Source organism: Streptomyces sp. BB1-1-1 (genome assembly GCF_031597775.1).
GTDB lineage: Bacteria > Actinomycetota > Actinomycetes > Streptomycetales > Streptomycetaceae > Streptomyces > Streptomyces thinghirensis.
This window is the reverse complement of record NZ_CP134203.1, coordinates 1,860,438-1,875,097: the sequence shown is the minus strand read 5'-3', so window position 1 is coordinate 1,875,097 and position 14,660 is coordinate 1,860,438. Positions and strand designations below refer to the sequence as shown.

At 71.7% G+C, this 14,660-nt stretch carries 9 protein-coding genes; 6 read left to right on the top strand and 3 right to left on the bottom strand.

What is annotated here, in order from left to right:
- Positions 1–204 precede the first annotated feature (204 nt).
- Together dxs and RI578_RS08670 are read left to right on the top strand one after the other, a co-directional pair.
- A complete protein-coding gene (dxs, locus tag RI578_RS08675) occupies positions 205–2,127 on the top strand; it encodes a 1-deoxy-D-xylulose-5-phosphate synthase (RefSeq protein ID WP_310875708.1) in 1,923 nt (640 codons plus the stop codon).
- A 137-nt stretch (positions 2,128–2,264) separates the two neighbouring features.
- A complete protein-coding gene (locus RI578_RS08670; protein ID WP_310870563.1) occupies positions 2,265–3,806 on the top strand; it encodes an amino acid permease in 1,542 nt (513 codons plus the stop codon).
- A gap of 79 nt (positions 3,807–3,885) precedes the next feature.
- Here the strand turns inward: RI578_RS08670 and RI578_RS08665 are convergent, their stop codons facing one another.
- Positions 3,886–4,263, bottom strand: a complete 378-nt coding sequence (locus RI578_RS08665) for an NTP pyrophosphohydrolase (protein ID WP_310875707.1) — start codon at positions 4,261–4,263, stop codon at positions 3,886–3,888.
- A 94-nt stretch (positions 4,264–4,357) separates the two neighbouring features.
- Here RI578_RS08665 and RI578_RS08660 point away from each other — a divergent pair, with 94 nt between their 5' ends.
- Both RI578_RS08660 and RI578_RS08655 read left to right on the top strand, forming a co-directional pair.
- A complete protein-coding gene (locus tag RI578_RS08660) occupies positions 4,358–5,380 on the top strand; it encodes a hypothetical protein (protein WP_310870562.1) in 1,023 nt (340 codons plus the stop codon).
- Between the two features lie 120 nt (positions 5,381–5,500).
- A complete protein-coding gene (locus RI578_RS08655; protein WP_310870561.1) occupies positions 5,501–6,625 on the top strand; it encodes a hypothetical protein in 1,125 nt (374 codons plus the stop codon).
- Between the two features lie 25 nt (positions 6,626–6,650).
- Here the strand turns inward: RI578_RS08655 and RI578_RS08650 are convergent, their stop codons facing one another.
- Entirely contained in the window at positions 6,651–7,739 is a 1,089-nt protein-coding gene (locus RI578_RS08650) for an LCP family protein (RefSeq protein ID WP_310870560.1), read from the bottom strand.
- Positions 7,740–8,110: 371 nt separating this feature from the next.
- Between RI578_RS08650 and RI578_RS08645 the strand changes: the two genes are divergently transcribed.
- Entirely contained in the window at positions 8,111–12,043 is a 3,933-nt protein-coding gene (locus RI578_RS08645; protein ID WP_310870559.1) for a CDP-glycerol glycerophosphotransferase family protein, read from the top strand.
- A gap of 151 nt (positions 12,044–12,194) precedes the next feature.
- Here the strand turns inward: RI578_RS08645 and RI578_RS08640 are convergent, their stop codons facing one another.
- Positions 12,195–13,103 carry an endonuclease/exonuclease/phosphatase family protein gene (locus RI578_RS08640; RefSeq protein ID WP_310870558.1) on the bottom strand — a complete coding sequence of 303 codons (909 nt, stop codon included), beginning with the start codon at positions 13,101–13,103 and terminating at the stop codon, positions 12,195–12,197.
- 71 nt (positions 13,104–13,174) lie between these two features.
- On the opposite strand from RI578_RS08640, the gene RI578_RS08635 reads away from it, so the two are divergent.
- Positions 13,175–14,635, top strand: coding sequence for a hypothetical protein (locus RI578_RS08635; protein ID WP_310870557.1), 1,461 nt, complete (start codon positions 13,175–13,177; stop codon positions 14,633–14,635).
- Positions 14,636–14,660 lie beyond the last annotated feature (25 nt).

Below are 14,660 nucleotides of genomic sequence, written 5' to 3'. Positions count from 1 at the left end.
GGCTGCCCCGCCCGCGCCGTGCGCACGGGACGGCCACGCGGGTCAGGGTGCCGAGGACGACGGCCGGCGGGGCAGTCGTAGAACGGACCGCCGATGGGTAAGGCCGAACGCGTGACGTACGACGCACCGCCCGGACACGTTCCGCCACGGCGGAACATTAGACTCGGGCAGGCCCGGCAACAGCTCTACTGCAAGGAGGCACGGGTGCCGCTGCTGACCCGCATCACGGGACCGCGCGATCTGGACCGGCTCAGCCTGGAAGAGCTGGGCGGCCTGGCAGAGGAGATCCGCACCTTCCTCGTCGACGCCGTCTCCAAGACCGGCGGCCACCTCGGCCCGAACCTCGGCGTGGTGGAGCTCACCCTCGCCCTGCACCGGGTCTTCGACTCGCCGAAGGACAAGGTGCTCTGGGACACCGGCCACCAGTCCTACGTGCACAAGCTGCTCACCGGCCGTCAGGACTTCTCGAAGCTGAAGATGAAGGGCGGCCTGTCCGGCTACCCCTCGCAGGCCGAGTCCGAGCACGACGTCATCGAGAACAGCCACGCCTCCACCGTCCTCGGCTGGGCCGACGGCATCGCCAAGGCCAACCAGGTCCTCGACCGCGACGACCACGTCGTCGCCGTCATCGGCGACGGCGCGCTCACCGGCGGCATGGCCTGGGAGGCGCTGAACAACATCGCCGCCGCCAAGGACCGCCCGCTCGTCATCGTCGTCAACGACAACGAGCGCTCCTACGCGCCCACCATCGGCGGCCTCGCCAACCACCTGGCGACCCTGCGCACCACCGACGGCTACGAGCGCTTCCTGGCCCGCACCAAGGACCTCCTGGAGCGCACCCCGGTCGTCGGCCGCCCGCTCTACGACACCCTGCACGGCGCCAAGAAGGGCCTGAAGGACTTCATCGCCCCGCAGGGCATGTTCGAGGACCTCGGCCTGAAGTACGTCGGCCCCATCGACGGCCACGACCTGGAGGCCCTGGAGTCCGCCCTCACGCGCGCCAAGCGCTTCGGCGGCCCGGTCATCGTGCACTGCCTCACCGAGAAGGGCCGCGGCTACCAGCCCGCCCTCCAGGACGAGGCCGACCGCTTCCACGCCGTCGGCAAGATCCACCCCGACACCGGCCTGCCCATCTCCACCTCCGGCGCCGACTGGACGAGCGTCTTCGGCGAGGAGATGCTCAAGCTCGGCAAGGAGCGCGAGGACGTCGTCGCCATCACCGCGGCCATGCTCCAGCCGGTCGGCCTCGACAAGTTCGCCAAGGCCTTCCCGGACCGCGTCTACGACGTCGGCATCGCCGAGCAGCACGGCGCGGTCTCCGCGGCCGGCCTCGCGCACGGGGGAGTGCACCCGGTCTTCGCCGTGTACGCCACCTTCCTCAACCGCGCCTTCGACCAGGTGCTGATGGACGTGGCCCTGCACAAGTGCGGCGTGACGTTCGTGCTGGACCGCGCCGGTGTCACGGGCACCGACGGCGCCTCCCACAACGGCATGTGGGACATGTCGATCCTCCAGGTCGTCCCCGGCCTGCGGCTCGCCGCCCCGCGCGACGCCGACCAGGTCCGCGCCCAGCTGCGCGAGGCCGTCGAGGTGGACGACGCGCCGACCGTGGTCCGCTTCTCCAAGGGCGCCGTCGGCCCCGCCGTGCCGGCCGTCGGCCGAGTCGGCGGCATGGACGTGCTGCGCGCCCCCGGCACCGACACGCCCGACGTCCTCCTGGTCTCCGTCGGCGCCCTCGCGCCGATGTGCCTGGAGGTGGCGGACCTGCTGAACAAGCAGGGCATCTCCACCACCGTGATCGACCCGCGCTGGGTCAAGCCCGTCGACGAGGCCATGGCCCCGCTCGCCGAGCGGCACCGCGTGGTCGTCACCGTCGAGGACAACTCCCGCGTCGGCGGCGTCGGTTCGGCCGTCGCCCAGGCCCTGCGCGACGCGGGCGTCGACGTACCGCTGCGCGACTTCGGCATCCCGCCGCGCTTCCTCGACCACGCCTCCCGGGCCGAGGTGATGGCCGAGATCGGGCTCACCGCCCCCGACATCGCCCGCCAGGTCACCGGTCTGGTCGCCAAGCTCGACGGCCGGTACGAGCGCTCCGAGGTGGACTCGGTGGAGGCCGCGCGCGACTGACGTACGACCGGATGGGCAGGTTTCACCACTCGTTGCAGTGGTGAAACCTGCCCATCCGCGTGAATCCGCTCACGCCGGGGCATACGCAGAACGCCCCCCTCTCGATCATGTCGGGGACGACAAGCTCGGAGGTACCCGTGAGCAACAGCAGTCTCTTCAGGACCAAGAAGATCGAGCAGTCCATCCGGGACACGGAGGAGCCGGAGCACGCGCTCAAGAAATCCCTGTCCGCACTGGATCTGACCGTGTTCGGTGTCGGTGTCATCATCGGCACCGGCATCTTCGTACTGACCGGCACGGTCGCCAAGAACAACGCCGGGCCCTCCGTGGCCCTGGCCTTCGTCGTCGCCGGCGTGGTCTGCGCGCTCGCCGCGCTCTGCTACGCGGAGTTCGCCTCGACGGTCCCGGTCGCCGGCTCCGCGTACACCTTCTCCTACGCCTCGCTCGGCGAACTGCCCGCCTGGATCATCGGCTGGGACCTGGTTCTGGAATTCGCGCTCGGCACGGCGGTGGTGGCCGTCGGCTGGTCGGGCTACATCCGTTCGCTGATGGACAACGCGGGCTGGCAGATGCCCGCGGCGCTCGGTGGCCGGGACGGCGCCGAGGGATTCGGCTTCGACATCCTCGCCGCCGTCCTGGTGCTGGTGCTCACCGGCATCCTCGTCCTCGGCATGAAGCTGTCGGCCCGGGTCACCTCGGTCGTCGTCGCCATCAAGGTGACCGTCGTCCTCATCGTGATCATCGCGGGTGCCTTCTTCATCAAGGGTTCCAACTACGACCCCTTCGTCCCGAAGGCGCAGCCGGTGGAGGCGGGCGGGGGCCTCGACTCGCCACTGATCCAGCTGATGTTCGGGTGGGCGCCGGCCAACTTCGGCGTGATGGGCATCTTCACCGCGGCCTCGGTCGTCTTCTTCGCCTTCATCGGCTTCGACATCGTCGCCACGGCCGCCGAGGAGACCAAGAACCCGCAGCGCGACATGCCCCGCGGCATCCTCGGCTCCCTGTTCATCTGCACCGCGCTGTACGTCGCCGTGTCGATCGTCGTCACCGGCATGCAGCACTACAGCGAGCTGTCCATCGACGCCCCGCTCGCCGACGCCTTCAAGTCCACCGGGCACCCCTTCTTCGCCGGTGTGATCAGCTTCGGCGCCGCCGTCGGCCTGACCACGGTGTGCATGATCCTGCTGCTCGGCCAGACCCGGGTGTTCTTCGCGATGAGCCGCGACGGGCTGCTGCCGCGCTTCTTCTCCCGCGTCCACCCGAAGTTCCGGACGCCGTACCGGCCGACCATCCTGCTCGGCGTGATCATCGCGATCGTCGCCGGCTTCACCAGCCTGAGCGAGCTGGCCGAGCTGGTGAACATCGGCACGCTGTTCGCGTTCGTCATCGTCGCCCTCAGCGTGATCATCCTGCGCCGGACCCGCCCCGACCTGCCGCGCGCCTTCCGCACCCCGCTGGTGCCGCTGCTGCCGATCGTGTCGGTGGGCGCCTCGCTGTGGCTGATGCTGAACCTGCCCGCCGAGACCTGGGTGCGGTTCGGCGTCTGGATGGCGATCGGCGTCGTCGTGTACTTCCTCTACAGCCGCTCCCACAGCCGCCTGGGCCGCGGTGAGGAGGCGCCGGCCGGCACGCCCGGGTCGACCGGGCCGTCCGGGCCGTCCGGAGGGAACACCCCGTAGCCCCATCGGCTCCCGCTCCGGCCCCGCACCCCCGCTCGGGGACCGCGGGGCCGGTCCGCGTACGCCGGTGGGGGCGCCGTCACGCGGGCCGGACCGTCCGCGGCCCCGCCACCTCCGCGCCCAGCCCGGTCACCCGGCGGCGCAGCTCGCGGTCGGCCGTCACGACCAGGACCGGACGGTCACCGGCGGCCCGGGCGACCAGGTCGACCACGTGGTCGTCCCCGCTGCCGGGCGCCGACTCCACCCGTACGCCGGGCACCGAGTCCACCCCCCGTGCCGCGCCCTCGACGACCAGGACGACCTCCACCGGGCCGGCACGCCCCGGCACGCCGTCCGCCGCCAGCCGGTCCCGCAACCGCTCCGCCGCCCCGCGCCGGTCGTGCCACCACCCGTCGGGCACCGACCCGACGACGTTCGCGGCGTCGACGATCACGAGCAGGGGAGCGTTGTCGTCCATGCCGTTGCCGTCCATGCCGTCAGGGTCGCACGGCACTGTCGCGCAGGCCGTACCCGATCGACGCGGACCCGGCGGCCCCGCTTAGAGTGAAGCGGTGAACGGCGACTGGCTTCTCCTCGGCCGCGACGGCCGCCTCAGTGTCTACCTCCCGTCGGACGGTGCCGCCCTGTGGCGTGCCGAACGCGCGCCCGCCGGGCCCTGGGAGGCGCCGCGCAGGCTCGGCGGCGACCAGGAACTGCACCCCGGCCTCGCGGTCGGCCGGGGCCCCGACGGCTATGCCCATCTGGTCGCCTGGCGGCCCGTCGGGACCGACCGGTCCGACCTCGTGCACACCACGCACTTCCGGCCGCTGCTCGCGCCCCTGGACTGGCAGCCGGCCGGTCACCCCAACAAGCAGGGCGACCGCACCGGGACACCGGCCGTCGCGGTCGACGCGCAGGGACGCGCCCATGTCTTCGTCCGCAACGGGGGAGGCGGCATGAGCATGGTGGCCCAGAAGGAGAAGGGCGGCTGGGAGCCGTGGCGGGACCTGAAGGGACGCGGCGTCCAGGAGGCGCCCGCGGCCGTGACGGGGGAGTCCGGCAGGGTCGAGCTCTACGCGGCGGTCACCGGCGGTATCCGGCACTGGCGGCAGGAGCAGCCGGGCGCGCGGCCGGTACCGGGGGAGGGCGTCGACGCGGCGGTCCGCCCGGGCACCCTGCGCGCGCTGGCCACCTCCGAGGAGTACACCACCGTCCTCTTCACCGACGACGACACCGGTGAGCTGTGCGCCTGGCGCCCCGGCGAGAAGCCGATGCCGCTGGTGACCGCGGCGGGACCCGGCCCCGTCTCCGCCGTCCGCTGCGAGATCGACGGCCACGACTGCACGCTGGTCGCCCAGCGCTCGGCGACGAGCGGCCGGGTCGCCTTCGCGGCGTACCCCTCGGAGCAGGAGGCGCTCGGCGCCGCGTGGACGGAGTCGGGCCCGGAGCTGCCGGCCGACGCGGTGGTTTCCCTGGCGCTGGACGCCGACGGCCGGCTGGTGGCGGCGACGCTCTCCCCGTCCACCGGGCAGCTCCGCCTCACCCGACGCAAGGACGAACCGGGCCTCGCGCTCGGTCCCTGGCAGGCCGTCTGACGGGCCCTCGACGGCCCGGTGGCCGAGCCATGGGGAACTGGTGAACGAACGGCATATGATGTTCCGCGTTCGAGGGTCCCTGTCCGTGACACGGCGGGCTTCAGGAAGGTGCAGCAGGCCATGCGGAGAAGGTCGGCAGACCCCGTCGGCGCCGCCCGCCAGGTCGGGCCCGGCACCGTGGAGGGGGGCCGGGGTGGTGCGTCCGGACCGGCCCACGGCGACTGGCTCACCCTCGGCAGGGACGGCCGGCTCAGCCTCTACGTGCCCGCCGACGGCGGTCTGGTGCGCTGGACGGAGACCGTCGCGGGCGGCCCCGACTGGAGCGGGCCGCATTTCGTGCCCGTGGCGGGACTGACCCATCTGACGGTGGTGCAGGGAGCGGACACCTACGTCCACTTCCTCGGCCGCAGGGAGCGCGAGCGCGCCGACGGCGGGCTCGGCGTGGACGTCGTGCACGCGATCCAGTACCAGACGGGACTGGCCTTCACCGAATGGCGTTCGCTCGGCAATCCGCACCGCGACCGTGAGCAGGCCCGGGAACTGGGGCCGCCGGTCGGGGCCGTCGCGGCCGACGGCACGGTGCACGTCTTCGTACGGAACGCGCACGGTGGTCTGTCGCTGCGCCGCGAGTCTCCGAACGGCAAGTGGCGGGCCTGGGAGGACCTGCGGGGCGGCGAGACCGACGCCCTGCCGGCGCCGGTCGCCCTCGCCGGGGGACGGCTGGAGGTCTGCGCCGCGGCCGCGTCGGGCGTCCTCGTCTGGCGTCAGACGGCGCCCGGCGGTGACTTCGAGGGCCCCCGCGGCTTCGCCCTGCGTCCCGTGCCGGGGACGGTCGCCGCGCTGGAGACGGGGCCGGAGCGGGCCACGTTCTTCTGGACCGACGCCGAGAGCGGCGGCGCGGCCGCGTGGCGGGACGGCGACTGGCCCGCCGCGCTGGGCGGATCGCCGGCCGGGCAGGGGTACGCGTCACTGCGCACGGCGGTGGACGGCTACGACTGCGTGGTGCTCGCCCACCGGGACCGGGACGGCTCCGTGGTGCTCGGCATGGGCGGCACCGAGAACGAGGCCGGGGGGTTCTGGTGGTACGCCCTGGCCGAGTCCTGCCAAGGAGTGCCCGCTCTCGCCCGGGACGGCCGCGGGCGGGTGGCGCTGGCGCTGATCGGACCCGACGGCGCACCGAAGGTGGCCCGTCAGGACGACGGCGCCGGCCTCTCCCTCACCCGGTGGCACACCCTCGGGCGCTGAGCGGCCGGCGCCGTGGCGCCGGAGGTCAGCCGCCCGTCGCGGGCGACTTCTTCGCGGACTCGGGAATCTCGGAGTCCGAGCGGACGGCCTCCCACAGGTCGGTCGCCTGGGGCTCGGCGGCGACGACCCGGTTCCGGTCGATCTTGTCGTACGCCACCGGCAGCATGATCGTTTCCATGGTCGCGGGGTCGACCCCGTTCATGCTGCGCGCGAAGTCGGCCAGGCTGGTCAGCGAGGCCAGTTCGGAGTCGGTGGTGAGCGCCGAGGTCAGGGTGTCGGCGATCTTGTACGTCTTGGTGGGGCTGCCCAGCAGGTCCTGCTTCTTGACCTCGCTCAGCAGCGCGATCAGGAACTGCTGCTGGAGCCCGATGCGGCCGAGGTCGCTGCCGTCGCCCACCCCGTGCCGGGTACGTACGAAGGCCAGGGACTCGGCGCCGTCCAGGGTGTGGGTGCCGGCGCTCAGGTCCAGGCCGCTGGCCTTGTCCTTGATGGGCTCGTCGATGGTGACGGGCACGCCGCCGATGGCGTCGACCAGTCCCTTGAAGCCGGCGAAGTCGATCTCCACGTAGTGGTCCATGCGGACGCCGGACATCTTCTCCACGGTCTTGACCACGCAGGCCGGTCCCGCCAGCGAGTACACGGAGTTGAACATCACGCGCTCCTTCTCCGGAACGGAGGAGCCGTCGGACTTGGTGCACTCCGGGCGGGTGACGAGAGTGTCGCGGGGGATGCTCACGGCGACGGCCTGCTTGCGGCCCTCGGGTATGTGCACCACCAGGGCGGTGTCCGAACGGGCGCCGGAGACCTTGCCGGTGCCGAGCGAGGCGTTGGCGCCGGCGCGCGAGTCCGACCCGAGGACCAGCAGGTTCTGTCCCGAGGTCGGCAGCTTCTCGGGGCGGTCCTCGCCGAGGGCCTTGTTCAGATCCACCCCGTCGATGTTTCCGTTCAGGCCGCTGTAGAGCCAGTAGCCGGTGCCGCCGGCGGCGAGCAGGAGGACGACGAGGGACAGCAGGACGATCCGTCCCCAGCGCCTGCGGCGGCGTGGCGCGCGGCGGCCGCCGCCTGGCGCGGCCCGGCGGGCACGCCGAGGCTCCGTGGTGGCGCTGTGGCTCATGGTGTTCGGTTCCTCTCCTCACGGGCTCCGCGCGGCGGAGTCGCAGGGCCCGGGTGGGGGGAAGCCGGTCCACTATGCGGTCATGTCGGTGCGAGAACTATATGCGCCTACTCATAGAGAATTTACGAGCCGGGAACCATAGCGCGTTACAGCGATGGACGCCACATTAACTGGCCTTGACCAACCTTAAGGGTGACATAAGATATGGCGGGCCTGTGATCGCGTGGTGAGGGGGGCTTCGCCGGCGGTCAGAGGTGCCGGTGAAGCCGAGGCGGTTGAGGGGACCGCGGGTGCACCAGGTAGGGGTGGGGCGTCCAGTACGGACTGTTGGTGGCCCGCTGGGCGAAATGTCTTGGTAGGAGTACGAGTTGGTGGATCACCCGCGTCTGAGCATCGTCGTGCCCTTTCAGGACGTCGAGACCTATCTCGCCGAATGCCTGGAGTCGATCGCGCGCCAGTCGTTCCGCGACTTCGAGGTGATCCTCGTCGACGACGGCTCCACCGACGGCTCCTCGCGGATCGCCGCCGACTACTGCGCCGCGGACCCGCGCTTCCGCATGATCCGCCAGGAGCCGAACGGCCCGGGACACGCACGCAACACCGGGCTGCGCGCCATGCACCCCCAGGGCGAGTTCCTGGCCTTCGTCGACGGTGACGACGTCATCCCCGAGTACGCCTACGGACTGCTGGTGCGCACCCTGGAGGGGTCCGACTCGGACTTCGTCTCGGGCAACGTGCAGATGATGAACTCCACCAAGAAGTGGCAGTCGCCCCTGCACAAGGGCCCAATGCAGAAGAACCGGCGCGGCACGCACATCACCCGGTTCGAGGCGCTGATCTACGACCGGACCGTCTGGAACAAGATGTTCCGGCGGTCCTTCTGGGACTACCACTACATCGCGTTCCCCGAGGGCGTCATGTACGAGGACTCCTGGGTCAACATGTACGCCCACTTCCGCGCCGCCAAGGTCGACGTCATCACCGACATCGTCTACTTCTGGCGCCGGCGCGAGGGCGGGGCCGCGCCGTCGATCACCCAGCGCCACACCGAGCTGTCCAACCTGCGCGACCGGGTCGCGGCGGTGCAGTCGGTCAGCCGTTTCCTCGCGGAGCGGCGCTCGCGGCAGTACGAGGAGAGCAAGCGCAAGTACGACCTCGCCTGCCTGAAGTCCGATCTGATGCTGCACCTCAAGGTGCTGCCGGACGCGGACGAGGAGTACCGGCAGTCGTTCATGCAGTGGGCCAACGAGTTCCTCGACGAGAGCGACCTCACCATCATCGACGAACTGCCCGCCGACGCCCGGGTCAAGTGGCTCCTGGTGCGCGAGTGGCGACTGCCCGAACTCATGGAGGTCATCGAGTTCGAGCGCCGGGGCGGCCCGATGCCGGTCCAGCGGCGCTTCCACCGCTATCTGAAGTACCCCTACCTCGGGGACCGCGGGGTCGGCCTCGACAAGAAGGCGTTCCGGCTCGACAAGGAACTCTCCCTGCACGGTTCGCTCAGCGGGGCCCGCTGGAGCACCAACGGCCACCTGCTGACCCTCACCGGGACCGCGTACGTGCGCTACATCAACGTGCACAAACGGCACATGTCGGTGAAGGCCATCGCCCTGCGGAACAAGAAGCAGGGCCGCATGGTGATCACCACGGCGAAGACCACCTACGCGCCGCAGGCCACCGAGTCCTCCAACCAGAATCGTTACTGCTACGACTGGGCCGGCTTCGACGCCCGCATCGACACGACCCGCCTGAAGCGCAAGGGCCAGTGGGTCGAGGGGACCTGGGACGTGGCCGCCGGCGTCCTCAGCCGGGGGCTGTTCCGCTACCGCGGCATCGACCGGGGCGGCGCCGGCACCGCCGCCAACCCCCCGTACCGGTACGTCGACAAGAACACCCGCATCCTCCCGGTCTTCCTCCAGGGCAAGCTGAAGCTGCGGGTGGAGATCGTGCGCTGCCGGATCACCGGCCACCGCGTGGTCGGGGACCAGCTGGAGCTGCGCGGGGTGTACCTGGGCCCGAAGGTGCCCGAGTGGGGCAGGCTGCGCGTCACCAGCCTGAGCGGCTCGGGCCAGCACGACGGGCGGGTGTACTTCACCCCGGGCGGCGAGGGCTGGTGCACCTTCGCGGCCCGGCTGCCGCTGCGCTCGCTGGTGCCGGCCTTCCGGGCCGACGCCCAGGCCGACACGGACATCCCGCAGTCCTGGAGCATGGGCAGCAACGGCTGGAAGACGACCCTCCACGTGGAGGGCCGCAAGACGGCCATCTATCCCGTCATGGCCGAGGAGACTCCGGACGGGCACTACCGCATGCCCGCCTCGCTGCAGACCCGCGAGGGCGACCGCGAGGTCGTCGTCCACCGCAACGGCTCGGGCTACCTGGTCCTCTTCGAGCGGGCCACCCTGCCCACGGCGACGGCGTTCGCCTGGCGCGAGGACGGCTCGCTGGAGATCCACGGCCGGTACCTGGCGGCGGACCGGCTCTCGCCGCGGGAGTACCAGGACGCGCACCTGGTGGTCCGCTCACGGGCGCACGGCGCCGAGCGCGAGGTCCGGATCGAGTGGAACGGCAACGAGTTCCGCTGCCTGCTCAGCCCGGCCGCCATGCGGACGCTGGCCGGGGACATCCCGCTCGCGGCCGGCCGCTGGGACTTCTTCCTGCGCAGGCAGGACCTCTCGGCGGTGGCCCGCGAGGACCGCCTCGAGGACCTGATGGTGAAGACCGAGCAGGACATCATCGGTGCCCTCCCCCAGGAACACGAGGAGAACGAGCGGCGCTACGACCTCCAGGCCGAGGCGTACGACCGGTTGTCCCTGCTGGTCCACTCGGCCATGCCCGACCACGCCCGCGGCCCGTACCGCCAGAAGCTGCTGCGCACCAAGGCGTACCCGGCGGCCCGCCGGCAGCGGGTGCGCCCCGCCGTCCTCTTCGACGCCTTCAAGGGCACCCAGTACTCGGACAGCCCCCGGGCGCTGCACGAGGAACTGCTCCGGCGCGGTACCGACCTCGAACAGCTGTGGGTGGTGCGCGACGACCAGGTGGAGGTGCCGCCCACCGCGATCCCGATCCGCATGTGGTCGCCAGAGTGGTACGAGGCCCTCGCCACCAGCCGCTACGTCGTCGCCAACAACCACCTCCCGGACTGGTTCCAGAAGCGGGACGGCCAGACCGTCGTCCAGACCTGGCACGGCACCCCGCTGAAGAAGATCGGCCACGACATCGAGTCCATCCACTTCGCCGACCAGCGCTACCTGGAACGGGTCGAGAAGGAGGTGCAGAACTGGGACATGCTGGTCTCGCCCAACAGCTTCTCCACCCCGATCCTCCAGCGCGCCTTCGGCTTCCCCGGCGAGATGGTGGAGTCCGGCTACCCGCGCAACGACATCCTGCGCCTGCCCGGCACCGAGCAGCGGGAGCAGGAGATCCGGCGCCGGATCGGCCTGCCCGAGGGCAAGCGCGTCGTGATGTACGCACCCACGTGGCGCGACGACCAGTACTACGCGCCCGGCAAGTACAAGCTGGACTTCCGCATCGACCTCGAGGACGCCCGCGCCAGGCTGGGCGCCGAGCACGTACTCCTGGTCCGCCGCCACCCCAACGTGGTGGACCCGGTGCCGGGCGCCGGCGACGGATTCGTCTTCGACGTCTCCGACTACCCGGACATGGCCGACCTCTCCCTGATCACCGACGTGATGATCACGGACTACTCGTCCCTGATGTTCGACTACGTCAACACCGGGCGCCCGATCCTCTTCTTCACCTACGACCTGGACCACTACCGAGACACCCTGCGCGGCTTCTACTTCGACTTCGCGAGCAGCGCCCCGGGCCCCCTCCTGGACACCTCCGAGGACCTGGTGTCGGCCGTCGAGCAGATCGACCGGATCCAGGAGGCCTACGCCGAGCGGTACCGCTGGTTCCAGCGCGAGTTCTGCGACCTGGACGACGGGTACGCCGCCGCGCGGCTCGCCGACCGGATGCTGGTGGCGGGCGGCGACCTCGCGCCCGGGCAGGCGCACGCACCGGCCGTCGGGACCGTCGACACCCGCCGGGCGGGGCGGGCCATGACGCCGGTCCAGGGGAGTGCGGGGCACTGGTTCACCGCACCGCGCCGGGCGGCGCAACCCGGGCCCGCCGCCGCGCTGCAGGTCGGGGCGGTGCCCGCGCAGCCCGGCCCGGCGCACGCCACCACGCCGCAGCAGACGCACCTGCCGCAGCTCATGCCGGCGGAATTCGACCGGCCCGCCGAAACGTTCGGGCAGGCGCCGACCCCTGAAGGCCGGACCTACGAAGGCGCGATCGTATGACGCCGACGGCCCGGCCGGGCGGCGGTACCGGGGCGCGCGCGGCCGCGCCGGAAGGCACCGGCACCCCATGACCGCACCGTCGTCCGCCTCCCCGGCGCCCGGCCTGCCCCCCGTCCACGGTGGGGGAGCCGGGCGCCCCTTCGGCGTCGGCTCAGCCGGCCTCCACCCGCATCAGCAGCGCCCGGTGGTCGGAGACCCCGGTGTCGCGCACCGTGCAGGAGGACCGCGGCAACCCGGTGAAGAGATAGTCGAGTTTGTGACCGGACACATGGGTCGGACGGCCCGACCGGTCGGCGCCGGAAGCCTGGTCGCACTCCCGGAAGGCACCGTAGGCGGCGGACGGCCACACCCAGCCGGACCGGTTGCGGGCACCCGGCGGCTTCAGGTTGAAGTCACCGCCGAACACGGTGCGCCGTCCGGGCACCGCCGCGACCAGCGCCTTCAACTGGTCGTCGCGGTACTCCCGGTCGGGGTGCGCCCGGTCGCTGCCGGGAAGGCTCAGATGGGCGTTGCACACCCGGACGTCGAACGCCGCGACGGTCGCGCACAGGACGCCCCGCCGCAGCCCGACCTCGGGCTGGCGCGTGGGCACCGACCGCACCGAGGACAGCGGGTGGGCCGAGAGGACCGCGAGCCCGGCCGCGCCCCGGCCGCGTCCCGCACAGTCGATCGTTCCGCCGCGCCCGCCGCTGTCCCGCCAGGTGTAGGGCCGGAAGGACAGCCGCCAGGTACCGCCGAGCGCCTCGCGCACCGACTCGGCGTGCGTGGCGCAGGCCTCCTGGAGCAGCACGACGTCGGCCCCGGCGTCGACGAACCGCTCCACCGCGAGCCGCTTGGCCGAGGCACTGCCGGTGTCCGCGCAACCCCACTGCTCGACGCCGCACATGTTCCAGGTCGCCACCGTCAGGGTGCGGTCGGCGGCCAGCAACCGGGTCGTGCCCGTGGCGGTCCGCACCAGCACCGCGGCGAGGACGGCCGACAGCGCGAGCACCGAGGTCAGGACGATCAGTCTCCGACGCCGGCGAAGGCCGGGCGGGAGCGAAGGGGCCGCGAGAGACATCCCGACATCATGTCCGATCAGGTGATTCGGAGCCAATCCGACGATCTGTCCCCGAAACTGGAGTTCCGTACATGTCCAAAGCACCTTCGAGCGGGCGAAAGCTGTTCAACGGGATCGAGGCGTCGGGGGCGTTCCCGGTCGAGTACCGGTTCTCCCACGCCAAGAGCGGCAACCGCCACCTCGTCGTCGTGTTCGCCAACTTCTCGGCGCCCGAGGACTACGGCTGGTCCAACGGCGTCTTCGACAACGTACGCGCGAACATCCTGTGGATCCGCGACCGTTTCGACGGGATGAACGCCTACTACCTGTGCCGGAACATGGACTTCGGCCTGGCGGACTCGGTGCAGAGCCTCATCTCGAACGTCATGCGCTCGCTGGGGCTCACCCCGGACCAGGTCACCCTGTGGGGCGGCTCCAAGGGCGGCAGCGCCGCACTGTACTTCGGACTGCGGTACGGCTACCGGAACATCGTGGGGATCGTCCCGCAGTTCCTCGTCGGCGACGCCCTGGAGAAGCGGCACCCGAAGGTCTCCGCCTACATGCTCGGCGAGGGGGCGCCCGCGCACAACGCCCGGGTCCTGGACGCGCTCCTGCCGGACCTGGTGCGCAGCCGGGCCAACCCGGGGGCCAACATCTACGTGCTCTCCTCGCCGCAGGACGAGCACTACGCCGTGCAGGTGGAGCCGTTCCTCGGCATGTTCCAGGGCTACGAGAACTTCAACTTCATGTACAGCGAATCGCCCACCATCACCGGCCACGCCACGGTGACGCGGCGGAACGTGCCGGCCCTGGTCGGCCTGCTGAACCTGCTGGCCGACGGCTACGCCCCCCGCCTGGGGTTCGTGCGCCACGCCGCCGAGGAGTTCGACCGCGACCAGTCGGGCATCGAGGCCTACCTCTCCGCCACCTCCAAGGTCCAGGGCGCCGACGCGTTCGCGCCGCCGGTGGTCACTTCCCCGGGCTACAACAGCGAGGCTCCCGCCACCGGTCTCTACTTCGCCGGGCTCGCCCCGGGCGCGGTGCGGGTGAGCATGTGGCGCGACGGCAAGTTCGTGGCGTCCCCGGAGGTCGGGGCCGACGGCACCTGGTCCTGGCAGCCGGCCAAGCCGTGGGCCACGGGGAACCACCTGGTGAAGATCTTCGCGGTGGACCAGGCGGGCTTCCACTCCAGCCGGGTCGAGATCCCCTTCACGGTGGTGGACGCCCCCGCCGCGGGCCCGGCCGCGCCCGCCCCGCCGGCCGTCTCGGTGCCGGCACCGCAGCAGCAACTGGGGACGGCGGTCGCCTTCCACGGCACCGCGCCGGGCGCGATGCAGGTGGGCTTCCGGGAGAACGGCGTGCTCCTGGGCGCGGCGGCCGTCGCGCCGGACGGGATCTGGGGCTGGGACCCGGGCTGGCCGTGGCCGGCCGGACCGCACCTGGTCGAGGTCGTCGCGGTGGACGCGAACGGCGTGGAGTCCGCTCCCGCCCCGGCCGCCTTCACGGTCGTGGACCTGTCCGTGCCCGCCGGTCACCTTCCGCCACGGTACTGAGCACCCGCCGATCACAACGACTCCA

Coding starts and splice junctions, on each gene's coding strand:
- RI578_RS08665 (WP_310875707.1), bottom strand. CDS start 4,263: ATGGACGACAACGCTCCCCTGCTCGTGATCGTCGACGCCGCGAACGTC.
- RI578_RS08655 (WP_310870561.1), top strand. CDS start 5,501: ATGCGGAGAAGGTCGGCAGACCCCGTCGGCGCCGCCCGCCAGGTCGGG.
- RI578_RS08650 (WP_310870560.1), bottom strand. CDS start 7,739: ATGAGCCACAGCGCCACCACGGAGCCTCGGCGTGCCCGCCGGGCCGCG.
- RI578_RS08640 (WP_310870558.1), bottom strand. CDS start 13,103: ATGTCTCTCGCGGCCCCTTCGCTCCCGCCCGGCCTTCGCCGGCGTCGG.
- RI578_RS08635 (WP_310870557.1), top strand. CDS start 13,175: ATGTCCAAAGCACCTTCGAGCGGGCGAAAGCTGTTCAACGGGATCGAG.